Annotated in this window: 24 protein-coding genes and 1 pseudogene; 9 read left to right on the plus strand and 16 right to left on the minus strand. The window is 61.1% G+C overall.

The features are described 5' to 3' along the window. Positions 1-326: 326 nt before the first annotated feature. Positions 327-569, minus strand: a complete 243-nt coding sequence (locus PG899_RS21245; RefSeq protein ID WP_044799326.1) for a YheU family protein — start codon at positions 567-569, stop codon at positions 327-329. An 83-nt stretch (positions 570-652) separates the two neighbouring features. Between PG899_RS21245 and PG899_RS21250 the strand changes: the two genes are divergently transcribed. Beyond that, positions 653-1,813: a sensor domain-containing diguanylate cyclase gene (locus PG899_RS21250; RefSeq protein ID WP_179101306.1), complete on the plus strand. Its 1,161-nt coding sequence runs from the start codon at positions 653-655 to the stop codon at positions 1,811-1,813. Here the strand turns inward: PG899_RS21250 and PG899_RS21255 are convergent. The 3 genes from PG899_RS21255 to PG899_RS21265 form a co-directional block, all read right to left on the minus strand. Further along, positions 1,795-2,778 carry a hydrolase gene (locus PG899_RS21255; protein ID WP_039215449.1) on the minus strand — a complete coding sequence of 328 codons (984 nt, stop codon included), beginning with the start codon at positions 2,776-2,778 and terminating at the stop codon, positions 1,795-1,797. The genes PG899_RS21250 and PG899_RS21255 overlap by 19 nt on opposite strands. 67 nt (positions 2,779-2,845) lie before the next feature. Beyond that, positions 2,846-3,745 carry a chemotaxis protein gene (locus PG899_RS21260; RefSeq protein ID WP_011704932.1) on the minus strand — a complete coding sequence of 300 codons (900 nt, stop codon included), beginning with the start codon at positions 3,743-3,745 and terminating at the stop codon, positions 2,846-2,848. Positions 3,746-3,926: 181 nt separating this feature from the next. After that, the gene (locus tag PG899_RS21265) at positions 3,927-4,613 is read right to left on the minus strand and encodes a hypothetical protein (protein WP_143238949.1); all 687 of its coding nucleotides are present in this window, start codon (positions 4,611-4,613) and stop codon (positions 3,927-3,929) included. A 39-nt stretch (positions 4,614-4,652) separates the two neighbouring features. On the opposite strand from PG899_RS21265, the gene PG899_RS21270 reads away from it, so the two are divergent. Both PG899_RS21270 and PG899_RS21275 read left to right on the plus strand, forming a co-directional pair. Next, positions 4,653-4,859: a YheV family putative zinc ribbon protein gene (locus PG899_RS21270; protein ID WP_011704934.1), complete on the plus strand. Its 207-nt coding sequence runs from the start codon at positions 4,653-4,655 to the stop codon at positions 4,857-4,859. A gap of 145 nt (positions 4,860-5,004) precedes the next feature. Beyond that, on the plus strand, positions 5,005-5,643 hold the full coding sequence (locus PG899_RS21275; protein WP_011704935.1) for an FKBP-type peptidyl-prolyl cis-trans isomerase: 639 nt from the start codon (positions 5,005-5,007) through the stop codon (positions 5,641-5,643). A gap of 64 nt (positions 5,644-5,707) precedes the next feature. Here PG899_RS21275 and PG899_RS21280 read toward each other — a convergent pair whose 3' ends face one another. Further along, positions 5,708-5,923 (minus strand): SlyX family protein, encoded by a 216-nt coding sequence (locus PG899_RS21280; RefSeq protein ID WP_011704936.1) that lies wholly within the window; start codon positions 5,921-5,923, stop codon positions 5,708-5,710. Positions 5,924-5,937: 14 nt separating this feature from the next. After that, positions 5,938-6,906, minus strand: a complete 969-nt coding sequence (locus PG899_RS21285) for a WD40 repeat domain-containing protein (RefSeq protein ID WP_077095340.1) — start codon at positions 6,904-6,906, stop codon at positions 5,938-5,940. A gap of 119 nt (positions 6,907-7,025) precedes the next feature. Here PG899_RS21285 and fkpA point away from each other — a divergent pair, with 119 nt between their 5' ends. Both fkpA and PG899_RS21295 read left to right on the plus strand, forming a co-directional pair. Then, positions 7,026-7,832, plus strand: a complete 807-nt coding sequence (gene fkpA / locus PG899_RS21290; RefSeq protein WP_011704938.1) for an FKBP-type peptidyl-prolyl cis-trans isomerase — start codon at positions 7,026-7,028, stop codon at positions 7,830-7,832. Positions 7,833-7,983: 151 nt separating this feature from the next. Further along, positions 7,984-9,390, plus strand: a complete 1,407-nt coding sequence (locus PG899_RS21295; protein WP_043159586.1) for a sigma-54-dependent transcriptional regulator — start codon at positions 7,984-7,986, stop codon at positions 9,388-9,390. 90 nt (positions 9,391-9,480) lie between these two features. Here PG899_RS21295 and PG899_RS21300 read toward each other — a convergent pair whose 3' ends face one another. The 6 genes from PG899_RS21300 to PG899_RS21325 all read right to left on the minus strand — a co-directional run bounded on the left by PG899_RS21300 (position 9,481) and on the right by PG899_RS21325 (position 15,999). Beyond that, positions 9,481-10,350: a tetratricopeptide repeat protein gene (locus PG899_RS21300; RefSeq protein WP_077095338.1), complete on the minus strand. Its 870-nt coding sequence runs from the start codon at positions 10,348-10,350 to the stop codon at positions 9,481-9,483. Between the two features lie 113 nt (positions 10,351-10,463). After that, complete coding sequence (locus PG899_RS21305) at positions 10,464-10,799, minus strand: hypothetical protein (protein WP_005303968.1); 336 nt, start codon at positions 10,797-10,799, stop codon at positions 10,464-10,466. A 126-nt stretch (positions 10,800-10,925) separates the two neighbouring features. Beyond that, a complete protein-coding gene (locus PG899_RS21310) occupies positions 10,926-11,267 on the minus strand; it encodes a DUF2956 domain-containing protein (RefSeq protein ID WP_077095337.1) in 342 nt (113 codons plus the stop codon). 86 nt (positions 11,268-11,353) lie between these two features. Next, positions 11,354-13,192 carry a bifunctional metallophosphatase/5'-nucleotidase gene (locus PG899_RS21315; RefSeq protein WP_077095336.1) on the minus strand — a complete coding sequence of 613 codons (1,839 nt, stop codon included), beginning with the start codon at positions 13,190-13,192 and terminating at the stop codon, positions 11,354-11,356. Positions 13,193-13,424: 232 nt separating this feature from the next. Continuing rightward, complete coding sequence (locus PG899_RS21320; RefSeq protein WP_077095335.1) at positions 13,425-14,966, minus strand: EAL domain-containing protein; 1,542 nt, start codon at positions 14,964-14,966, stop codon at positions 13,425-13,427. 178 nt (positions 14,967-15,144) lie between these two features. Beyond that, positions 15,145-15,999: a Tim44 domain-containing protein gene (locus PG899_RS21325; RefSeq protein WP_011704944.1), complete on the minus strand. Its 855-nt coding sequence runs from the start codon at positions 15,997-15,999 to the stop codon at positions 15,145-15,147. A gap of 433 nt (positions 16,000-16,432) precedes the next feature. Here PG899_RS21325 and dnaB point away from each other — a divergent pair, with 433 nt between their 5' ends. Both dnaB and alr read left to right on the plus strand, forming a co-directional pair. Continuing rightward, positions 16,433-17,827, plus strand: a complete 1,395-nt coding sequence (dnaB, locus tag PG899_RS21330; RefSeq protein ID WP_077095334.1) for a replicative DNA helicase — start codon at positions 16,433-16,435, stop codon at positions 17,825-17,827. 335 nt (positions 17,828-18,162) lie between these two features. Further along, a complete protein-coding gene (alr, locus tag PG899_RS21335) occupies positions 18,163-19,236 on the plus strand; it encodes an alanine racemase (RefSeq protein ID WP_017408770.1) in 1,074 nt (357 codons plus the stop codon). An 83-nt stretch (positions 19,237-19,319) separates the two neighbouring features. Here the strand turns inward: alr and PG899_RS21340 are convergent. From PG899_RS21340 to PG899_RS21355, 4 genes and pseudogenes are all read right to left on the minus strand, one after another. Next, positions 19,320-19,403 (minus strand): annotated as a pseudogene (locus PG899_RS21340) (YfhL family 4Fe-4S dicluster ferredoxin); the annotation flags it as partial. Positions 19,404-19,427: 24 nt separating this feature from the next. Then, the gene (locus tag PG899_RS21345) at positions 19,428-19,676 is read right to left on the minus strand and encodes a YfhL family 4Fe-4S dicluster ferredoxin (RefSeq protein ID WP_005334896.1); all 249 of its coding nucleotides are present in this window, start codon (positions 19,674-19,676) and stop codon (positions 19,428-19,430) included. A 1-nt stretch (position 19,677) separates the two neighbouring features. Next, positions 19,678-21,039, minus strand: coding sequence for a prephenate-dependent tRNA uridine(34) hydroxylase TrhP (trhP, locus tag PG899_RS21350; RefSeq protein WP_016349728.1), 1,362 nt, complete (start codon positions 21,037-21,039; stop codon positions 19,678-19,680). 230 nt (positions 21,040-21,269) lie between these two features. After that, positions 21,270-22,007: an EAL domain-containing protein gene (locus PG899_RS21355; RefSeq protein WP_077095333.1), complete on the minus strand. Its 738-nt coding sequence runs from the start codon at positions 22,005-22,007 to the stop codon at positions 21,270-21,272. A gap of 223 nt (positions 22,008-22,230) precedes the next feature. Between PG899_RS21355 and PG899_RS21360 the strand changes: the two genes are divergently transcribed. Both PG899_RS21360 and PG899_RS21365 read left to right on the plus strand, forming a co-directional pair. After that, the gene (locus tag PG899_RS21360) at positions 22,231-22,953 is read left to right on the plus strand and encodes a hypothetical protein (protein WP_077095332.1); all 723 of its coding nucleotides are present in this window, start codon (positions 22,231-22,233) and stop codon (positions 22,951-22,953) included. 30 nt (positions 22,954-22,983) lie between these two features. Next, entirely contained in the window at positions 22,984-23,475 is a 492-nt protein-coding gene (locus PG899_RS21365; protein ID WP_077095331.1) for a CS1 type fimbrial major subunit, read from the plus strand.

Here is a 23,475-nt window from a genome sequence, read left to right on the forward strand (position 1 = left end):
CTACCTGAAGCAACACCGCTTATATACCCGCACACTTGGAATTATTTGAGTCTCTAAAAATGAGGGGATCTCTGAGGCTCGCCACTATTAATTAAACCGGTATTGATATGGCCTATTTCCCCGCAGCATATTGTCGCGGGGCACCAATCAATGCACAACATCCGGCAGAGCTCACTCTGCTCACAATAAAAATGGCCCTCCGCCAGTGCGGAGGGCCATTTTTATTTTCTGAAAGGGACGCGCCAGCCCGGCGGGAACTGTCGGGTTGGTGCCGCCATCGTGTCGGCCCGGCTGGCAAGACCCAGATCGGGATGGCAATGGGCCGGCTATTCCGGTATATCGTCCACCTGAGCCCGGTCGAGGGTCGCCTTGGGCACTATGTTTACGCTTTCGTGCAGCTCGCTGTAAACGATCACGGCCAGCCCCTGCTGCAGCTGTGTCCTGACATCGGCGACCTTGTCGGCCAGACTGACATCATGTTCGCCGTACTCGGTGCCCTCTTGCAGCACGAAGTGCTCGAGCAGGTTGTTGAGGGTTTCTGCATCCAGCTCTTGCCAGGGGATAATCATGGTTTCATCTTCCGTTACCAGAGAGCGGGTATTGTCTATCTGTCGGCAGCAAGCGCAAGGGATTTATATGGCAGCAAGCAGGTATGAACATGCTCTCTGATGAACAACGTCGTCTCTCCAGCCACCTCGAACACCATCTGTATGAGTCTCGCCGTCACGCCCTGAGCAAGGGGTTGCGCTGGTTCTGGGCCGTCAACCAGCTGGCGATCCTGTTCCTGCTGGCGCGCTTCTATGTCTATCAGGACGCCCATCTGGTGGTGGCCCGGGTACTGCCCTGGAGCTACGAGGTGCAGCTGGTGCTGATGACGCTGGCCTGCCTGTCGTTTCCGCTGTTCTGGCACTGGCTCTCCCGCCAGCCCCCCGCCATCTGGCAGCCCTGCCTGCGTGCCGGCGCCCTGCTATGGGGGACTGGCTGGGCGCTGCTCGGCTACGCCATCGCCCTGGTGGAGCTGAGAGGCGGTTTCAGCCTGGCGTTCGATCTCATCAGCATGTTGCTGATGACGGCGCTGGTGGCGCTCTATTGCGAGGTGCGGCTGTTCTACTGCTTCAGCACACCGCCGCTGCTGTTTCTGCTGCTGGAGGCGCTGCTGGTCAAGGTGCCGTTTCCGGCGGTGCACTGGATGGCGGTGGGCTGCCTCATCATCATGCTGGAGACGGGCAGGCGCATGCTCAACGGCTGGTTCGAACTGGCGGTGTCCCGTGAGCACGAGAATCTGACCCTGGCTCGCCAGCTCGATGCCATGGCCAAGCGGGATCCGCTGACCGGGCTGGCCAACCGGCGCCACTTCGACAACGTCGGCGAGCAGATCCTGCAGGAGGCGAGAGAGCAGCACGGCGAGTTTGCCATCCTGCTGCTGGACGTGGACTTCTTCAAACGCTTCAACGATCACTACGGCCATCTGCAGGGGGACAACTGCCTGATCGCGGTGGCCGACTGCCTGCGCGAGGCCATTCGCCAGCCGGCCGACGTGGTGGCCCGCTATGGTGGGGAGGAGTTCGTGCTGTTATTGCCCGGTGCCGATGCGCTGGCCGCCAGCGCCATCGCCAAACGCATTGCCGCCGCGCTGGCCGGGCGAGGCATCCTTCATGCGCAGTCGGAGGTGTCGGATCGGGTCACCGTGAGCCAGGGCATCGCCCTGTGGCACGGGGGGCAGGATGGCATCGCCGACATGCTGGTGCGCGCCGACGAGGCGCTCTATCAGGTCAAGGAGGCTGGCCGCAACGGCTACCGGCTCGCCCCCTGAGTCTGCTCCCGCAGCCACTGGCTGATCCGCTCTTCCAGCCAGAACCGCGGACGCCAGGGTGTACCGTGCAGAAAGCCCACGTGGCCGCCCTGGCGGCTCAGCTCGTAGCGCACCATGGGTGAGAGCTGCTCCGCCTGCGGGATCACCGCCTCGGTCATGAAGGGATCGTCGGCGGCGTGGATCACCAGGGTGGGGATGGGGATCCGTGCCAGCATTCCCAGACCCGAGCAGCGCTGATAGTAGTGATCGGCACTGTCAAAACCGTGCAGTGGCGCCGTGACCTGCTCATCGAAGTCGCGCAGGGTAGCGATGGCGCGCACCTGCTGTGGCTGCCAGCGGGCACTGGCCGCTGCCTGCCGCTGGATCTTCTGCTGCAGGTTGTGGCGCATGGTGCGCAGCAGATAGCTCTGATAGACCCGCGAGAAGCCCTGATTGACCCGATCGGCGCAGCTGTCCAGCCGCAGCGGCGCCGAGATCACCACCGCCGCCGTCAGCTCGCTCGGGCAGGCGCGCGCCAGCAGATTGACCAGCATGTTGCCCCCCAGCGAATAGCCGATGGCGATGAGCGGCTTGCCGGGAAAGCGGCGGCCCAGCTCGGCGATCAACGCCTGGGCATCCTCGATGGCGCCGGAGTGATAGGCCTGCAGCAGCCGGTTCGGCTCGCCGCTGCAGCCGCGAAAGTGCATCAGCACCGCCTCGTTGCCCTGACGTTGCAGGTGGGCAAACAGTCCCTTGGCATAGTGGGAGTGAATGCTCCCCTCCAGCCCGTGAAACAGCACGATGAGCGGCCGCTCATCCCGGCTGATCTCGCCGCTCCAGGCGAGATCGACGAAGTCGCCGTCCGCCAGCTCGAAGCGCTCCGCCACGAAGCGGGCCGGTTGCCGGCGCAGCCACTTGGGCAAAATGGTTTGCAGATGGGGATTGCGCGCCCACCAGGGGGCGTGGAAGTGGCTTTCGATCAGCATGCTGGGTCCGCGGGGTGACTGGGACAGAAAAGGCAACGGCGAGAAGCCGGGCTTCTCGCCGTCGGGATCAGGCCGGCAGGCTGTCGTGGTGCTCGGCACCGCGCAGCATGGCCTGGATCAGTTCGTTGGCTTCAAACTTGGTCAGCGCCTCGTGAGCGCCCACCTGATGGGCCCGCTCCACGCTTATCTCGCTGGAGAGCGAGGTGTGCAGGATGATGTAGGCGCCCGCCAGTTTGGCGTCGCTCTGCACCTCGAAGGCCAGTTCATAGCCGTCGAGCCCCGGCATCTCGATGTCGCTCACCAGGATGTCGATGGGGGTCTTCTGGCTGGCGCGGGTCTGCATCAGGGTCAGCGCATCCTTGCCGTTGGTGCACACCTCGTAGGGGATGTTGATGTAGTCCAGCGCCGCCATCAGCTGGCGACGGGCGACCGAGGAGTCATCCACCAGCAGGATCCGCATTGGCTTGATCCGCTCCCGCTGCACGTCGGTCAGTACCGGGTAGAGGTGGCTGGGATCGTCCGGATAGACCCGGGAGAGGATCAGCTCCACGTCCAGCAACTGGATCAGCTGGTCATTGACCCGGGTCACGCCGGTGACGAACACGTTGTGGCCGAGTGTGGCGGGCGGCGGCTCGATGTCGCGCCAGTTGCACTCGGTGATCTTGTCGATGCCGCGCACCAGAAAGCCCACCAGGGTACGGCGGCAGTCGGTGATGATGATGAAGCAGTGCGGCATCTCTTCCTTGCTGATCGGGCGATAACCCACCGCCATGGCCATGTCGATCACCGGGATGGTGGTGCCACGCATGCTGGCGGCGCCGAGCACGGTCGGGTGCGAGTGCGGCATGGCCGTCAGCTGGGTGTAGGGCACTATCTCTTTCACCTTGAGGGTGCCGATGGCGAAGGATTGCTTGGCCGAGAGATGAAACAGCAACATGCCCTGGGATTGGTTGGCCTTGCTTTTCATGGCAGATGTCCTGTGAGTCAAAACGGTATCAGTCAATTCAGGCCCCTAGCATAAAGGATTATAGAAGAAATGGCCTTGTGGTTATTAACGACCATTGGTCGTAAAACTGGACTCATTTCATCCATTTATTGCCGCAATCCGCACTTGTGCGCACTGCCTGGGGCCCTCATGGGCGGGGTGTTCAGCGCGCCTGCAACGCCTCCAGCGGGGTGCTGAGCCACTGTTGGCAGGCGTGGGTGAGCGCGGCTTCATCTCCATAACCCAGCTTGCTCACCACCTGGGCGCGTTGGCTGCCGCTCTTGAGCAGCCGCACCGCCTGCAGCAGCTGCCACTGGGCGCGCAGCGCATCGCCCGCCAGCGCCGGGTCGCTGAGGCCACGCTGCGCCAGACATTGTTGCCATGCCGCATCGCTGCCCTCCTGACCGTTTGCCAACGCCTGCCAGGCGGCCTGCAGGGCATTGTCTGGCTGGGAGGCAATGGGGCAGGCCGGCAGCTCATCGAGAATTACCTGCAAGCGGTGGCCGTAGGCCCCTTGCCAGTCGCGGGGGCGCTGCCACTGGGCCAGGCCGTCGAGCAGCGCCGTCAGCAGCGGGGTGGGCTGCAGCCAGCCCGCCCGCTCGGGCTGCTCCACACGTACCGAGCAGGTCAGCAGATCATGCTGGCAGCCCGCCAGCGGGGTGAATGCGGCCAGGGCATCGGCACAGAGCCAGAAGTGGCTTCCCGTCGGCATCAGCCACTCATGGGCGCCGAGTCGCAGCAGCGCCGCGCCCCGGGTGATCCGCAGCAGCTGGCCCACCGGCACGCGCTTGCGGGCACCGACTTGCAGATGCGAAGTGGAAAAATGCTGATATTCGATGGCGTGATGCATGTAAAAACCCTGATATGATGCTGCCTGGAGGTAACGAAAATGGAAACCAGACGTAAAAAACGCTTCATTGCCGGTGCGGTCTGCCCGGCGTGCGGCAAAATGGACACCATGATGCTGTATATGGAGCATGGAGTCGAGAAGGTGACCTGTGTCGAGTGCGGGGATACCCAGGTACAGACCCAGGCCGAGGTGGACAAGGTGACCCGGGAGACGGAACAGGTAATCGGCGTGTTTCGTCCCGAGTGAGTGGCGGCCTCAAGGTGATGGCACGCCGGTCAGACTGGTGGCTGTTGATGACTTTTTCATCACGCTGAAGCCGGACCGACCATATGCTTGTCTGCCTTTTTGAGGTATTCTGGGCCCGTTTTTTTCTATCCGCAGGATCCCTGACATGAAAGTAGCTCCCCTGAGCGTGGTTACGCTGGAATACACGGTCACCGACGAACACGGTGAAGTCATCGACACCACTGTCGGTAAAGAGCCTCTGGTGTATCTGCACGGTACCCGTTATCTGGTCTCCGGCCTCGAAGCCGAGCTGGAAGGTCGCAGCGTGGGCGAGGCGTTCGACGTCACCCTGACGCCGGAGCAGGCTTATGGCCAGTACGACGAGAACCTGGTGCAGGAAGTGCCCGGCGAGCTGTTCGACGGCATGGAAGTGTCTGAAGGGGATACTTTTGTGGCCGAGACCGACGACGGCCACCGCCCGGTGACCGTGATCGAAGTGTCCGAAGAGTTCGTCAAGGTGGATGGCAACCATCCGCTGGCCGGCGTGACCCTGGGCTTCAAGGTCGAGATCAAGGACGTGCGCGCCGCCACTGCCGAAGAGCTGGCCCACGGCCACGTTCACGGTGCCGGTGGTTGCGGTCACGATCATGGCCACGACCATGATCACGACCACGGTCATGAGCACGGCGGTTGCTGCGGTGGTGGCCATCACGGCCACGATCACGGTCATGACCACGGCGACGACCACGGTCACGGCGGCTGCTGCGGTGGTGGCGGTTGCGGTGGCAAGGGCCATCAGCACTGATCACGGCATTGCCGATGATAAAAAAACCCGCGCCTGGCGCGGGTTTTTTTATGGCTGGCACTCATCAGTAGTGCGGTGGCGGCGTCTCTTCGGCCATGCTGGCGATCTGGCTCGGCTGCACGCTCTGCAGCTTGTCCACCAGCAGCTGGATCTGATGCTTGAGCCGATCCAGCTCGCGGCCCTGGGTGGTGACCTCGTCGTTGAGCTGCTCCACCGTGTATTCGGCGAAGGCGAGGCGGCTTTCCAGGGTTTCGAGGCGATCGTTTAATTGCTGACTCATGGGCCTTTTGGTCCTTACTTGATAGTCCAGATTTCGGCCAGGCCGCTGGAGCTGGCGCTGACAAGGTGGCTATTGTCGCGCAAAGCCACGCCGTAGACCACTGCGCTCGGCGGTTTCACCCTGGGATGGGGCGAGACGCGCCAGCTCTGCAGCAGGCTGCCGTCGCTCACCTGCCACAGGGAGAGCTGGCGGGAGGGGGCGCCGGTGATGAGCCACTTGCCGTCGTTGGCAAAACGCGCCGCGGTGTAGACCTCGAAGCGGTGATCGAACTGCAGCCGGCTCAGCTCCTTGCCGGTTGTCAGATCCCAGATGCTGGCCTGCCGGCTGTCGGCGGTGAAGGCGAGCCGTCCGCTCGGGTCGAGCCGGGCCAGCACCACCCGACCGGCGTGGTTGAAGCGCCACACTACCTGGCCTGAGCGGGTATCCCACAGGTAGGCGCTGTAGTCGTTGCCGCCGGTGAGGGCGTAACGGCCGTTGGGGGAGAGATCCACCGTGTTGACCTGCTCGGTGTGGCCGAGAAACTGCAGCCGGCGGCCGGTGCGGGTATCCACCACTTCCGCCTTGCCGTCTTCCCGGCCGATCAGCACCTGGCGACCGTCGGCCGACAGGGCGATGTCCCTCAGCCTGGATTCAGGAAGCGAATAGTAGCCTTGCGACTGGCCATCCTGCAGGCGCCAGATCCCGAAGCTGTCGGGGGTGGCCGTCACGGCGTGGCTGTCGTCCGCCGAGAAACGGGTGATGATGATGAAGTTGTCCGGATTGTCGGACTGGCGCCAGCGCCAGCGCTCCTTGCCCTGTTCCAGGTCCCACACCACAGTGCCCTGGCTCAGGCTGGAGACGATGGCCTGCTTGCCGTCGCTGGCCAGATCGGCGCTCAGCAGCCCCTGGTTGGCGAGGGTCAGTTGTCGGTCCGGCGATGAGCTCTGTTCGCAGCCTGTCAGCATCAGGCAAATCGCGACGAGATAAATGGCACTTTTTATCATTTTTCCTGTCTCATGCTTTCGTTACCTGCGATCACGGCGTTAGTATAAGGCGCTTATCACGATAAACCTCTCATTTCACGAAGGAACCGAGAGCGGTATTTAGAGTTTTGGAGAAACTGATGAACAATTTTCTGAAGGTGTCCCTGTTGGCCGCGGCAGTTGCCGTGAGTCTGACTGCTTGCCAAAAAGACGAGAAGACTGCTGCGAATACCGCAGAGGTCAAGGCAGAAGCCAGCAAGCCGGCAGAGGCCCCCAAGGCTGAAGCCAAGAGCTTTGAAGAGCAATCCGGCTATGCAATTGGCCTCTCCATGGGTCGTTATATCGCCAATACCCTAGAACGTCAGCAGGAACTCGGCATCAAGCTGGACAACAGCGTCATCCTCAAGGGTGTGACCGACGGTCTGGGTAAAGAAGCCAAGATGACCGACGAGGAGATCCAGAAGGTTCTGCAGCAGTACGACGCTAAGATCAACGAGTTGACCAAGGCCAAGGCTGACAAGGATGCCGTGGAAAACCAGAAGAAGGGTGAAGAGTACCTGGCTGCCAACGCCAAGAAAGAGGGCGTGAAGAGCACCGAATCCGGCCTGCAATACCAGGTCGAGAAGATGGGTACCGGCGCCAAGCCGAAGGCCACCGACATCGTCAAGGTCCACTACACCGGTACCCTGACCGACGGCACCAAGTTCGACAGCTCCGTCGATCGCGGCGAGCCGGCCACCTTCCCGCTCAACCAGGTGATCCCGGGCTGGACCGAAGGCGTGCAGCTGATGCCGGTCGGTTCCAAGTTCAAGTTCTTCCTGCCGTCCAAGCTGGCCTATGGCGAACACGGTGCGGGTTCCATCCCGGCCAATGCCGTGCTGGTATTCGACGTTGAGCTGCTGGCTATCGAGAAGCCGGCTGCCGATGGCGACAACGCCAAGAAGTAAGCGGAAAACGTTGAAAAAACGGCTCCTTAGGGAGCCGTTTTTACTTGTAACTCCGCCCGAATGGCGGGATAAAAGAGAGTATCGCCAACTGTGCTAACATGGCGAACGACACCCGAAATAGACAACAAAATCAATTGCAAGGATGGCTCCCGTGGCTGAAAGCAAACCTCGAGTCCTGTTGGTGGAAGATACCCGCAGTCTGGCGGTGGTCTATGAACAGTATCTGGCCCAGGATGGCTACGAGGTGCTGCGGGCCGATTGTGGCCAGCAGGCATTGGCGCAGCTGCTGAGCAGCCCGCCGCCGGTGGTGCTGCTGGATCTCGAGCTGCCCGACATGTCCGGCATGGACATCCTGCAGCAGATCACCGAACAGCAGCTGCCCTGCTCGGTGGTGGTGATCACCGCCCACGGCTCGGTGGACGTGGCGGTGGAGGCGATGCGGCTCGGCGCTTTCGACTTCCTGACCAAGCCGTTCGATGGCAAGCGGCTGTGCGCCACCGCGCGCAATGCCCTCAAGCACCAGCAGCTCAGCTCGCTGGTGGCCCAGTACCGGGAGAACTTCGAGCGCAGCTCGTTTGCCGGCTTCATCGGTGCCTCCATGCCGATGCAGGCGGTCTATCGCATCATCGAGAGCGCGGCACCGAGCAAGGCGACCGTGTTCATCACCGGCGAGAGCGGCACCGGCAAGGAGGTGTGCGCCGAGGCCATCCACCAGTGCAGCCCCCGTCGTGAGCAGCCCTTCATCGCCCTCAACTGCGCCGCCATTCCCCACGACCTGATGGAGAGTGAGATCTTTGGCCACGTGAAGGGGTCGTTCACCGGCGCACAGGGGGATCGCAAGGGGGCGGCCAGCCTGGCGGATGGCGGCACCCTGTTTCTGGACGAGATCTGCGAGATGGATCTGGACCTGCAGAGCAAGCTGCTGCGCTTCATCCAGACCGGCACCCTGCAGCGGGTCGGCAGCGGCAAGCTGGAGACGGTCGACGTGCGCTTCGTCTGCGCCACCAACCGCGATCCCCTGCTGGAGGTGAAGGCGGGGCGTTTTCGCGAGGATCTCTACTACCGGTTGCACGTCATCCCCCTCAGCCTGCCGCCGCTGCGCGAGCGAGGCGAGGACATACTGCTGCTGGCGCGAACCCTGCTGCAGAGCTATGCCAAGGAAGAGAACAAGCGCTTCAAGGATTTCGATGCCGAGGCGGCGCGGGTGCTGCTTGATTACCCCTGGCCCGGCAACGTGCGCGAGCTGCAGAATGTGGTGCGCAACATAGTGGTGCTCAACGATCGCGAGCTGGTGAGCCCCGACATCTTGCCGCCTCCGCTCAACGGCAGCCGTGCCAGCCTGCTGGCGGCGATCCCCGCGGCGGCCGCGACCGGCAGCGGTGCCGTGGTGGTGGCCAATGCCCCGATCCGCCCGCTCTGGCTGGTGGAAAAAGAGACCATAGAGCAGGCCATCGCCAGCTGTGACGGCAACATCCCCAAGGCGGCGGCGCTGCTGGAGATAAGCCCTTCCACCATCTATCGCAAGAAACAGGGCTGGGAAGAGGCGAGTCTGGCGTGAGGCTGGCGTCGGGAGGGTGAACCCCTCCCGGTGAATAAAATGTGCGGGGCGGCCAATGGGCCGCCCCGCTGCGTTTGTGGGGGTTGCTTGCTAGAGCTTGGCCAAGAGCTTGAGGCGGGCCAGCCGCTCGGCCTCGTTGGCCTTGAGCCAGCGATCCTGCGAGAGCAGGAACCAGGCACGGGAGAAGTATTCGGCCGCCGCCGGATCATCCAGTACCAACGCATTCTCCCCCAGCTCCTCGAACAGATAGCCATCCTCCGCCACCCCGGCGGCCGCCATATCGCCCTTCAGCTGCATCAGGTCGGCCAGCGCCTGTTCGTGCTGCCCTTGGGCCCGCAGCAGGCGGGCCAGACTCCAGCGGGCGATAAACGCCTTGGCCAGGTTGTTGTGCTGCTCGTGCCAGGCCAGACACTTTTGCTGGAAGCCCCTGGCCTCATCGAAACGACCCAGCTCGAACAGGGTCCAGCCCTGGTTGTTGTAGAGGGTGGCGAGCCAGCCGCGCACCTTTTGATCGGTACTGCGCTCGGCCAGCTCCATCGCCAGCTGATGCCAGCGGCTCTGCTCTTCCAGCGGCGCGGCGATGGCGATCATGTGGGCGGCGTCGATGGCGAGATAGAGCTCCTTGTGCTTGAGCCCCAGCTGCCAGGCTTGCTCAAACAGCGTCTTGGCGCTGGCCTTGTCGCCGGCGGAGTTGAAGGTACGGCCGCGCTCCAGCAGGGCACGCAGGCGGGCCTGCGGGGTGGCATCGGTGAGGCGGGGTTCTATCTCGTCGAGCAGCTGGTGCGCCTCGGCAAACTGGCGTTGCAGTGAATGGGTGCGGGCTATCTGGGTGAGCAGTTCCAGCTCGTACTGCAGATCGGCTGCGGCGCGCGCCTCGGGCAACAGGGCATGAAAACGCAGGGCGCTGGCGGCGGGATCCCGATAATCCCACTGCGCCATGAAATCGGGCGGATTGTCCATTTGGCCTCCTTGCTGGCTATCCTCCCCCCAAGATGCCTGCAGGCCATTGTTTGTACAAGGGGCCCCCGTCACAGAGTGCCCCTTGAGTCATGTTCGCATCCGTGGCGAGCCGGTCAGTAGACCATGGCCAGGCTCATCAACATCAGGCCGAGGGCGGCGAAGGCCCCCTCCTTGATGGCGAGCCGTGGCACCAGCGCCTTGGGCAGGGCCGGGAACAGGCTGAGGGCGAAGCCGAGCCCCGGCATCAGCCAGTGAAAGGCCGGGTTACGCAGGCTGGGGTCTGCCGCACCATTGATGATGATGAGCAGAATGAAGAGGGTGAAGGCCGGCAGAATAAACCAGCGGGCGCTGCCGGCCGCAACGGCGCGCAGCGGCGAGATGCGGTAGAGCAGCAGGGTCACGATAAACAGCACCAGGGGTGCCAGCAGGTAGAGTGGAGCCGGGTTCATAACGGGTATCCTGAAAAAAGGCGTGAGCAGCAGTGGCGGGATTTAATCAGCCCAGGGCGGGGATGACCAGCCACAAGGGCCCGGGCTGTGAAGCAGATCCCGGGCAAAGGTTTGTCGGCCTGGGCTTCAGCGCAGCCAGAACCAGGCGGCAAAGCCCAGCCAGCTGATGGCCAGCAGCAGCCAGGGCAGCGGATGTTGGCGAGAAACCTCGACCAGCTCGACGATGTCGTCCGGTTCCTCATTCTGCGGCGCTGCGTGGGACTGTTTGGCCTTGGCCTGCAGTTTTTTCTGACGGCTGGCCTCGCGGGCCCGCACCTTCATCTGTTTCTTGTATTCGTCTATGCCTTTCTGGATCCCCTGCGCGATCAGCTGGGTCTGCTCCTTGGTCTGCCCCGGTTTCTGGTTGGCACGGGCAATTTTCATCGCCTCCTGCTGGGTCTCGGGGGAAATCTTGTCGTACTTCGCCATCAAAGGGTCTCCTCGGCATCGATTGGCGGGGAGTATGCCATAAAAACGGCGCCCTCAGGCGCCGTTGCAACAGCTTGTGAGCCGGATCAGGGCTTGTAGTAGGTCACGGTCGCGTAGGGCAGCGGGTTGAGGGTGCCCTGGGACTCTGCGTACTCCATGAACATCTCGTTCTCACCGACGCCGGAGTCGACGTAGTCACCCTTGTTGGGCAGCTCTTCACGCTTGAGCAGGCCGTTGTAGCCATCCTTGCCAGAAGCGATGTAGGTGTTGGCACCGACGCGGTACACCTTCTCGTCATCCAGCGGCTGCCACTGACCGTTGGCGTCCAGCAGTTCCAGCTTGGTGATGCGGGAGCCCTTGGCCAGCTTGCCGTCGTAGGTGTAGCTCAGGTGGCCGACGTAGGGGAAGGCACCGCTGGAAGCGGCGATCCCGGTCTCCAGGCCGATGGAGTAGTCAACGGCGTACTCCAGGGTGGCCCGAACGTCCTTGCCCTTGAGGTTGAAGGCGGCGATCTTGTTGCCAAACGGCAGCAGGGTACCCATCACGTAACCGACCGAGAGCGGGCCCGCATTCACGTCGGCACGCACGCCACCGGCGTTCTGGATGGTGAAGTCGACCTTGGTGTTGAGCTTGTTGAGCTTCCAGTAGAGCGACTCGGCCACCAGGGGATCGATGAGGCCAGCACCGTCCGGAGTGGTCGGCACGCGCACGTGGGTCAGCTTGGTCGGCACGTCGGCGATGATCTTGGCTTCGAGCTCGGCCACGGCCGGCTTGTACTCGGTGTCGATCACATCGCGCATGGCGGTGTTTTCCGGCACGATCTCGATGACCGGGGACTTGTTGATGAAGTCGACCACGTTGGTCTGCTCGGTGCCGCTGAGCGGCACTTTCTTCTTGGCCACTTCTTTGGTGAAGTCATCGCCGGTCATCAGGGTGTTGCGGCCCTCACACTTGGTGAGCTGGCCTTCCTTGCTGAGGGAGACGTTGACCAGGCCGTAGCCCTTGGCCCATTCACCGGCCTGCACGATACAGGTCTTGCCACCGTCCGGGTTGCTGACGATCTGGGCATAGGTATTGTCGTCGGCCGGGTTCTGGTTGTGGGCGGTGTAGCCGATGCTGTTGAGCTCGGTGATGTCGCCGAGGAAGGTCTGGGAGTGACCGCCGACGATCAGGTCGATGCCGTTGACGGCCTTGGCAACCGCCTGGTCATTTTGCAGGCCGATATGGGTGACCATGATGATCTTGTTGGCGCCCTTGGATTTGAGGGTATCGACCATTTTCTGGGCGGTCTCAATCATCGGCAGGAATTTGGTGTCGGTATCCGGTGAGGAGATGTCATGCATATTTTCCAGCACCAGCCCGAAAATACCCACGCTCTCGCCATTGACTTCCTTAATGACATATTCGTGAATATTTTCACTGTCCTTCAGGGTAGCGCTACTGGATTTCACCATATTGGAAGCCAATACCGGGAAATTCACCCGTGAGACAAAGTCTTTAATAGCCTGGTTGCCCAGATCGAATTCGTGGTTGCCGAGCACCATGGCATCGATACCCATGTCGGAGAGCAGCCGGGACTCCTCTTCACCCTTGAACTGGGTGAAATAGAGGGTGCCCTGGAAGGCGTCGCCACCGTTGAGCACCATGAAGTTGCGGCCCTCGTTGGCAGCCTGGCTGCGCAGCTCGTCCAGCTTGAACTTCAGGCGCGGATAGCCGCCCAGCTTGGCGTTGAACTTGAACAGCTCCTGGCCGGTAGGCTGGATCGCCAGCGCATTTTCGGTCGGGTCGAGGTGGGCGTGGGTATCATTGATGTGGGCAATGGTCAGATCCAGCGGAATATGTTCCTTGCTGCTGTTTTCTGAATTGCAGGCGGTCAGCCCGAGCAGGGTAATAGAGACGGTGACGGCCAGTAGCGTCTTCTTCATCGGTAATATTCCTCTTGTTGTTATAGTCCTGTATATCGTTCCTGCATGACAGGAGTGTGGCGATTCTAGGCAAAAAGTAATAATTGGAAATAAACAGAGCTGATTCCTTTGAGCTACTGCACATTAATAAAGCAAATAAACGTTTGCTCTATTTGGCAGAGCAGGGGAAGGCGCGGCGGGGATTTTCCGCCAGCATGGGTGTCAATGCAACCCCATTGGTGTCAGAGGAACTTCAAGGCGCAGGAGTGGGGCTCAGCTGCTGCAGAAATTGCTGTGGCGTGAGCGGGCGGCCATACAGGTAGCCCTGCAGGTAATCAACGTGCCGCTCGACCAGAAAGTCGGCCTGCTCCTGGGTCTCGACCCCTTCGGCGATGGTTTGCAGCCCCAGCCGGGTCGCCAGGCTGATGGTGCTGTCAAGAATATGACGGGAGAGGGCGTTGGTGCCGATCATGGCGACGAAGCTCTGATCGATCTTGAGATAGTCCACGTGAAACTGCTGCAAATAGGTGAGGCTGGAGTGGCCGGTGCCAAAGTCGTCCAGCCCGATCCTGACCCCCATCTGCCGCAACTCCTCAAACAGCCGCTCGGTAAGGTGGTTGGGGGTGATGAGCTCGCGCTCGGTCAGCTCCAGCGCCAGGGTGATCGGGTTGGCGGTGAAGGCGGCGAGAAAGCTGCGGCAGTCATCCAGCAGGCTCAACTGCTGGCAGTGGCGGGCACAGATGTTGAAGCTGAAGTGGAAGCGGGGCGGCAGCGCCGCCGCGTGTGGGGCAAACTGCAGCCGCACCTGCTGCATCAGGGTCTGGGTCATCAGGATGATGAGGCCGCTCTCCTCCGCCAGCGGAATGAAGAGATCCGGCCGGATCAGTCCCTGGCGGTGGTGCTGCCAGCGCATCAACACCTCGCAGCCATGGAGCTGGCCGTTCTGGCTGACGACGATGGGCTGCAGATAGGGCACGAACTCCTGCTTGATGATGGCGCGCCTGAGCTCCTGGGTTGGGGTCGAGATATGGCTCCACCAGCGGTAGGTGGCAAGGCCGGCCAGCCCCCCGAGGGCCAGGATCAGCAGCACCATGCTGCCCTGTTTTTGCAGGGTCATGGCCAGCACGGCACTCAGCGGGAACCCCTGGTTGAGGCTGTAGCCGAACCTGGTCGAGTCGAGCCGGTAGTTGAAGCCCCGCAGCCTGGGCGGTTGGCCATCGTGCACCTTGCCCTGCAGGTCGAGCCACTGCTCACCGATTTGCACCCAGCTGTGGGGCCCGGCGAGGTGCCACTGCAACGGTTTGCTCAGATGATAGGGGTTGATGGCGACCACCACCGCATGATCCCCTTCGCTCAGGTGGTAGAACAGCAGCGACGGTTTACGTCCGAGCTGGGTGACCGCCTCCAGCCTGAGCAGCTCGTGCTGGCTGTTCTGCAGCCGGTCTTTGAGATCGATCTCGTCGAAGATGGAGGAGCAGTAGAGGCGGCCGTTGCGGGAGAGGTTGACCGAGCGCACATAGGGGGAGGTGGCGACCAGCACCCGCAGCTCGCGGGCCACCTCGCGGCAGGGACGGCTGGCCAGCGGCAGCGCCGCCTTGGCTGCCAGGGTCGAGTGCTGCAGCGCGCTGTCGATCTGGGTCATGGCGCGTTCGGCGGCGGTCTGGGCCTGCTGGCGAGTCATCGACCAGGTCTGCCAGTAGAGGGTGACGAGGGAGATGAGGATCAGGGTGGCGCAGCACAGCAGGCTGGCCAGGAGACGAGGCATGTTGCTGCGACGCAGAAAGGGAAGAGCCATGGGCCACGCCTCGATGAAGAGTCAATTGAACAAAAAAAGGTCGGTCATACTACACAATCACACCTCAATCTCATAGCCACTACAAGGGGTGGCATGAGCGGGTGCAGGGGGTTGGAAATGCCCAAAAGCAAAGACGGCCCGCAGGCCGCCTTTGATTGTCATCGCAGAGAAACAGTGTTTAGAGCTGCTCGATGCCGACGATATGCCAGGGAGCATTGTCCTTGGCGAGGTTGCGCTCGAGGTGCCACACCTCTTTGATGTCCTCCTCGACCTGCTCCTGACGATCCATGTAGCGGCCGCTGAAGCGCACGCTGACCTGTGCCCAGTCGCTGCCGTAGTCGGCGCGCACCAGCTGCGTGTCCACATACATCACTTCGGTATGCTGCTCACCGGTGAGCTCGGCACGCTCGGCCTTGAGCTGTTCAAACAGCTCAGGACTCACGTACTCGCGTACCTTTTCCAGATCGTTTTTGTTCCAGGCTTCCTGCAGGGTGCGGTAGTGATCGCGGGCCCCGGCCAGGAAACCGTTCATGTCAAAACCTGGCGGCAGGCGGAACGGCACGTCGCTGTCGGCAAAACCGGTGGCTTGCGGGGCGCTGTGGTTCTGCTCGAACTGCTGGGGGGCCGCACTCTGGGGCGGTTGATAGCCGGCATAGGCCGTCTGCTGCTGTGGCGCCGCCATCTTGCCCTTGCGCAGGGTGCGGATCAGGAATACGGCCCCCAGTGCCAGCAGGGCGATCAGCAGGAAGTCCATCCCTTGCAGACCTTCGAAGGCGCCGCTGCCCAGCAGGTAGGCGAACAGACCACCGGCCAGCAGGCCGCCGAGCAGGCCGCCCATCATGCCGCCCTTCTTGGGTGCCTGGGCGCCCACGGTGGGGTTCTTGGTGTCGACGGGTTTGGCGGCCGGTTGGGCCGGAGCCGTTTTATAGCTCTTGCCAAAGGATTTGCCGCCGCCAAATTTCTTGGCCTCGGCAATGGGTGCCCCCAGGCCAATGGCCAGGATCACGGCAAACAGGGTCAGCATCTTTTTCATTTTGACTCTTTTCACTCTCATCAGTGGGTGGGGCATGCTCTGCTTTGGCAAGCTCAGCGAGGCGCATGGCAGGCTGCCTGTCCCTCGTTGTATTGCAGCTTGCGACTATGATTAACATGGTTGGCATGAATTATTCATGAACAGATTGCCCCGATCGGGGGGCGTTGCGAGGAGACAGGCCATGAAAAGTCGACGACCGAGCCGCAAGGAGCGCAAACTGCGCAACAAGGCGAGAGCCAAACCGCAGGATCAGACCCTGGTCTGGCCCTTCATGATTGTATGAATGCGAAACGGATTTCATCGACAGGCGGCGCCAGCAACCATCAGGAGGGCGGTTGTGGCTGACAGAAGTGAATAGCGTGCATTTGCACTCGCGATGACGGGGTTTCTTTTGTAAAATTCCCGTCCCCTTCCCGCTGCGGTTTTTATGTGTATGGCAGAGCAAGTGACGGCGAAAAAAGACGCCAAGACACAACAGCTGAAAGTACCTCCCCACTCTTTTGAGGCCGAACAGTCCGTACTGGGCGGCCTGATGCTGGACAACGAGGCCTGGGATCGGGTCGCCGAACGGGTGATCGACAAGGATTTCTACAGCCGCCCGCACCGTCTGATCTTCCAGGCCATGACCCGCCTCTCCAATACGGGTAACCCCATCGATCTCATCACCTTGCAGGAGGAGCTGGAGCGCTCCGAACAGCTGGAAGAGGCCGGTGGCTTCGCCTATCTGGTGGAGATCGCCAAGAACACCCCGAGTGCCGCCAACATCAGTGCCTACGCCGAGATCGTGCGTGAGCGGGCGGTCGTGCGGGAGATGATCTCGGTCGCCAACGAGATAGTCGAAGCGGGCTATGAGCCGCAGGGGCGCACCTCCGGCGATCTGCTCGACCTGGCCGAGAGCAAGGTATTCAAGATTGCCGAGCAGCGCAGCAGCGCCAACGAGGGGCCCCAGCCGCTCAAGCTTATTCTCGAGCAGACCGTCGACAAGATTGAAGAGCTGTTCAAGACGCCCCACAACGGCGTGACCGGGGTATCGAGCGGGTACGGTGATCTCGACAAGATGACCGCCGGCCTGCAGCGCTCGGATCTGGTGATCGTCGCGGCCCGTCCCTCCATGGGCAAGACGACGTTTGCCATGAACCTGTGCGAGCATGCGGCGCTCACTGCCGACAAGCCGGTACTGATCTTCTCGCTGGAGATGCCCTCCGAGCAGATCATCATGCGTATGCTCGCCTCGGTGGGGCGCATCGACCAGACCAAGGTGCGGACCGGTCAGCTCGACGACGAGGACTGGGCGCGGCTCTCCTCCACCATGGGATTGCTGCTGGAGAAGGGCAAGATGTACATAGATGACGCCTCCGGCCTCACCCCGACCGACGTGCGTTCTCGCGCCCGTCGTATCGCCCGTGAGCACGGTGGCCTCTCGATGATCATGATCGACTACCTGCAGCTGATGCGGGTGCCGGCGCTCTCTGACAACCGGACCTTGGAGATCGGCGAGATCTCCCGCTCCCTCAAGGCCTTGGCGAAAGAGTTGCAGTGCCCGGTGGTGGCGCTCTCCCAGCTCAACCGAAGCCTGGAACAGCGGGCCGACAAGCGCCCGGTCAACTCGGATCTGCGGGAATCGGGCTCCATCGAGCAGGATGCGGACTTGATCATGTTCATCTACCGTGACGAGGTCTATCACGACGACAGCCCCGACAAGGGGATCGCCGAGATCATCATCGGCAAGCAGCGTAACGGCCCCATCGGGCGGGTGCGCCTCACCTTCCAGGGCCAGTTCTCGCGCTTTGACAACTACGCGGGTCCGGCGTTTGATGATGACTACTGATCATCGTCATCGCGTCCTGAAGAGAAAGAAAGTGGTGAAAGTCATCGCTGCAAAGCCGCGTAACGGTGCCAATATGCGGCCAGGTGCGCCTCACCTTCCAGGGTCAGTTCTCGCGTTTTGACAACTACGCGGGCCCGGCGTTTGATGATGACTACTGATCATCGGGTGTGCACGCTTTGCGTGCGGCACCCTGATGATGGCAAAGAGAGTTCCAGAAACAGTTTTCCCGGTTCGACAATTCTGCCGGTCCGGCCTTAGACGATGACAATTAAGGGCTGACACCCCCCGGTGCCTGGCGCGTTCGCGCGTTATCATGCCCTCGTAAGGGAAAACAGATGAAAGCGGCTATCGCCCAAATCAATACCGCGGCCCTGCGCCACAACCTCGCCGTGGTGAAACGCCACGCCCCCCAATGCAAGATCATTGCCGTGGTCAAGGCCAACGCCTATGGCCATGGGCTGCTGCCGGTCGCCCGCACCCTGGTGGATGCGGATGCCTATGCGGTGGCCCGCATCGAAGAGGCGCTGATGCTGCGCTCCTGCGCCGTGGTCAAACCCATCGTGTTGCTGGAAGGCTTCTTCAGCGCGGCCGACCTGCCGGTGCTGGCGGCCAACAACCTGCAGACCGCAGTGCACACCTGGGAGCAGCTCGAAGCGCTGGAACAGGCTGATCTGCCTGCCCCCGTGGTGGCCTGGCTCAAGCTCGACACCGGCATGCACCGCCTCGGCGTGCGGGCCGACGAGATGCCGGCCTTTATCGAGCGGCTCGCCAAGTGCAAGAACGTGGTGCAACCGTTCAACATCATGACCCACTTCAGCCGCTCCGATGAGCTGGAGCAGCCCACCACCCGCGAGCAGATCGACTTGTTCAGCCAGCTGACCGCGCCACTGTTGGGCGAGCGGGCCATGGCCAACTCGGCGGGCATCCTGGCCTGGCCGGATTCCCACTGCGACTGGATCCGCCCCGGCGTCATCCTCTACGGCGTTTCCCCCTTCCCCAATACGGTGGCGGCCGATTACGACCTGCAGCCGGTGATGACCCTCAAGACACAACTGATTGCGGTGCGGGATCACAAGGCGGGCGAGCCGGTGGGCTATGGCGCCAACTGGGTGTCGGATCGCGATACCCGGCTCGGGGTGATTGCCATCGGCTATGGCGACGGCTATCCACGCATGGCCCCCAACGGCACGCCGGTGCTGGTCAACGGCCGCATCGTGCCACTGGTGGGGCGGGTCTCCATGGACATGACCACGGTGGACCTCGGCCCCGGCGCCACCGACAAGGCCGGCGATGAGGCGGTGCTGTGGGGTGAAGGGCTGCCGGTAGAGCGGGTGGCCGACCAGATTGGCACCATCCCCTACGAGCTCATCACCAAGCTCACCTCCCGCGTCTTCATGGAATACGTCTAGGTGCCGTGAGCGCCAAACGTCAAAAAGCCCCGCATGCGGGGCTTTTTTTATGTGTCGTCAGCGACCTACGGATTACCGATATTTTACTGCCTGTGCATCCGTACGAACTTTTCCATCAGCTGATCTTCGGTCTCCACATGAGCGGGATCCCAGATGATGCAGTCCATGTAGAGCAGACGCTGATGCCGATGTTACTGCCGGTGCATTCGCACGAACTTTTCCATCAGCTGATCTTCGGTCTCCACGTGAGCGGGATCCCAGATGATGCAGTCGATGGGGCAGACGCTGATGCAGGTCGGCTTCTCGTAGTGACCGACGCACTCGGTGCAGCGACTGGGGTCGATCTCGTAGATCTCCTCGCCCAGGCTAATGGCCTGGTTCGGACACTCGGGATCGCACATGTCACAGTTGATGCACTTGTCGGTGATGAGCAGTGCCATCTCAGGCGGCCGAGTGTGGCTGACGGGTATCCTGGCGCTCACCGAGGTTGCGCAGCAGGATGCCGTAGTCAACGTCCACTTCCTTCGGCACCGGCACATAGACCACGTGGCCGTTGCCCGGCGCGGTGTCGATGAGCTCGCCCTTGCGGTTCTGCATCTGCTCCAGATTGAAGCTGAGGTTGCCCTGCGGGGTCATCAGTTCCAGGCTGTTGCCCACCAGGAACTTGTTTTTCACCTCGACTTCCACCATGTCACCGTTGCGACCGGTGATCTCGCCGACAAACTGTTGGGTGTCGGAGACGGAGTAGCCGTAGTCGTAGTTCTGGTATTCGCTGTGGTTGTGACGACGCAGGAAGCCCTCGGTATAGCCGCGGTGGGCCAGGTTTTCGAGGGTGCCCATCAGGCTGCGGTCAAACGGCCGGCCGGCTACCGCATCGTCGATCGCCTTGCGATAGACCTGAGCGGTGCGGGCGCAGTAGTAGAAGGACTTGGTGCGGCCTTCGATTTTCAGGGAGTGCACGCCCATCCTGGTCAGTCGCTCGACGTGCTCGACCGCGCGCAGATCCTTGGAGTTCATGATGTAGGTGCCGTGCTCGTCTTCGAACGCGCTCATGTACTCGCCCGGGCGGTTGGACTCTTCCAGCAGCACCAGCGCATCGGTCGGTTTGCCAAGACCCAGGGTGTTGTCCGGGCGGATGGCGATGGGCTCCTGACGGTGGACGATCTGGCCCACGTCATCTTCCTTGCCTTCGTGCACCTTGTACTCCCAGCGGCAGGAGTTGGTGCAGGTGCCCTGGTTGGGGTCACGCTTGTTGATGTAGCCGGAGAGCAGGCAGCGGCCGGAGTAGGCCATGCACAGCGCCCCGTGGACGAACACTTCCAGCTCCATCTCCGGCACCTGCATGCGGATCTCCTCGATCTCGTCCAGCGACAGTTCGCGGGAGAGGATGACCCGGGTCAGGCCCATCTGATGCCAGAACTTCACCGTGGCCCAGTTGACCGCGTTGGCCTGTACCGAGAGGTGGATCGGCATGTCGGGGAAGGCTTCGCGCATCATCATGATGAGACCGGGGTCGGACATGATCAGCGCATCCGGCTTCATCTCCACCACCGGACGCATGTCGCGGATAAAGGTCTTGAGTTTGGAGTTGTGGGGCTGAATGTTGGCCACCACGTAGAACTGCTTGCCGAGGGCATGGGCTTCGTTGATACCGAGCTGCAGGTTCTCGTGATCGAATTCGTTGTTGCGCACCCGCAGGCTGTAACGGGGTTGGCCGGCATAGACGGCATCGGCGCCATAGGCGTAGGCGTAACGCATGTTCTTGAGGGAACCTGCGGGGGAGAGCAATTCTGGTTTAAACATGGCGGACTCTTCGTATCTGATTGCAAATCAGGACGGCGCCACCTGATGGCGCCGTATGGGTTGAGCTGCGCCGGGAGTGGATACTCGCTCGGCGCGACCCGATAACGGCATATCCGGGCTGCAGCAGGCACCGGATAAACGGGGTGCGAGATTGTACTCGCCCTCACCGCATCATGCAATTTGGCAGGGGAAGGTCCCCGGCGCGAGTCGGCGGTCAAAAAAGGGGCGGTTCAGGCCCAGCGAGAGAGGAGGGAGGGCATGGCGTAGGCGTAGCCTTGCTGATAGTCACAACCGAGCCGGTTGGCTATTTCGATGTGTTGCAGGGTCTCGACCCCTTCGCACACCACCTTCATGCCGAGCCGCTGCAGGTACTCCACCAGACCGGTCAGCATGCGCAGGGCATGGGGCGTCTTGCTGGCTTGCAGCAGCAGGGAGCGATCCAGCTTGATGACCTCGTAGGGCAGCGCCAGCATGCGCTGGAAGTTGCACTCCAGGGTACCGAAGTCATCGCAGGCGATATGGGCACCGTGGCTGCGCAGTACCTCGATCAGCGCCCTGTGCTGCCGCTGCAGCGGGGCCTGTTCCAGTACCTCGAACCAGACCTCGATCCCCAGCTTGCGCGCCTGCATCAGCACCAGCAGCAACAGGTTCTGATAGGTGGGGCTGTTCAGGGTCGGGTTGAGATTGATGGAAAGAAAATAGGGCCCGCTTTTTGCCAGGGTCGGCAGATCCCGCATGATGGCCCTGAGCATGACGATGTCCAGATGCAGGGATTGCTCCTCACTGAGGGAGGCAAAGTCGATGCCCTGATAGCTCTGCTGGGCCGGCTCCCAACGTCTGGCCAGCACCTCATAACCCTTGACCTGATGATCCCGACCGATGATCGGCTGATAAAAGGGCACGGCAAGATCGGCCACCGCGATGCTTGCCATGTCACTTATTGGGTACTCTTCTTGAAATGCAAACACGGCACTCACCTGTTGACGGATATGGCTGCGGATAATACAGGAGAGATGGGTTAATGCTCTGTAGGAATCCTCTGATAATGCGGCCGAATTTGCAAAGTCAATATAGGACTTTTCTGATTAACTTCCCCCGCGGTTATAAATACACTGACTCCAGTGATATACAGCCAGTTTGTATTTTTTTGATACATAAAATCTGGCATGTGAAACCCAGTCTGGAATTGTCATGAAGAAAATTTTTTCTATCTTTTTTCTGATATGCAGTGGCAATGCGCTGGCATCGGCTGAAATCAGTATAGGTACGCTCTATGACTATATGTCTGGCCAGCAGAGTACTTATTTAAAGCGTATTCGTAATCAGGGTGATGCTACCGCCTTTGTAAAGGTCGCCATTCACGAAATCACCTACGATGCGGCTGGCCAGCCGCAGGAGTCGGCAGAGTTAACCGAGGGGCGTAGAGCACTGATTGCCAGCCCCTCCCGCATGATTATTCCGGCCAATGGGGTGCAGGCGACCCGGCTGCTGTTTATGGGAGAGCGGGACAAGGAGCGCTATTTTAGGGTCCGTTTTATTCCTGTGTTGCCAAAGCAGGAGGATGGCTTCGATTTGGATGCCAATTCGGTCCATAAGGAACAGCAGCAAGTCTCAGCCGGGGTAAATATATTGACAGGCTTTGGCGCCATTATTTTTGTGATGCCAAGAGAGAGTCGATTTGATACCCAGTTTATAAAGACGGACACCATGACAACAGTCGTGAATAAGGGTAACGCCACCATAGTGCTGGATTTTTTTGAAGAGTGTGATGGGCGGAAGAAAAACTGTTCCACCCCAAGCAAGATCCATCTGTTGCCAAATATGCAGAAGCAACTGATGAAAAAGAGCGATCACCTTTACCGGTTTGAACTGATTGAGGGTGACAAGAGCAGAAACATGGTGATTGGTCACTGATGTTTCTTATATCCGAGAGAGGAGAGAGTAATGAAAGTATGGATAGCTGCGCCCCTGGCCATGCTGGTGTCAGCCAATCTGATGGCTGCTGAACGTATTGAGCATCAGGTCACAGTGACCGCCCAGATCCCGACCGAAGCTTTCTATGTACAGCCGACCGGCGGGGACAACTGGATGAGCACGCCGCAGAAGCTGGCCTACAACCCTTATACCAAGAAGCTGGACAAGCTGAGCAAACAGCTGGATGCCAAGAGCACCATAGGTGCCATCACCGGCTACCTGACCAACCCGGCCGTGATGGCAAGCGGCAACGACAACATTCCCCTGACCGTTAAGGTGGGTGGTGTCGCCCTGTCGACCACCTCCGTTGAAGTAATGAAGGCTGATGATGCCAAGACCGGCAAGTTGTTGGGGCTGGAAGTGATCCCGGTGGATGCCCCGGTCGCTGGCTACAAGCCAGGCAACTACCAGGGGGTAGTCAACATGATATTTGAATCGGAAGCCCCTAAAGGTGGCGCATAA

This window comes from Aeromonas sp. QDB39, assembly GCF_027707585.1.
GTDB lineage: Bacteria > Pseudomonadota > Gammaproteobacteria > Enterobacterales > Aeromonadaceae > Aeromonas > Aeromonas hydrophila.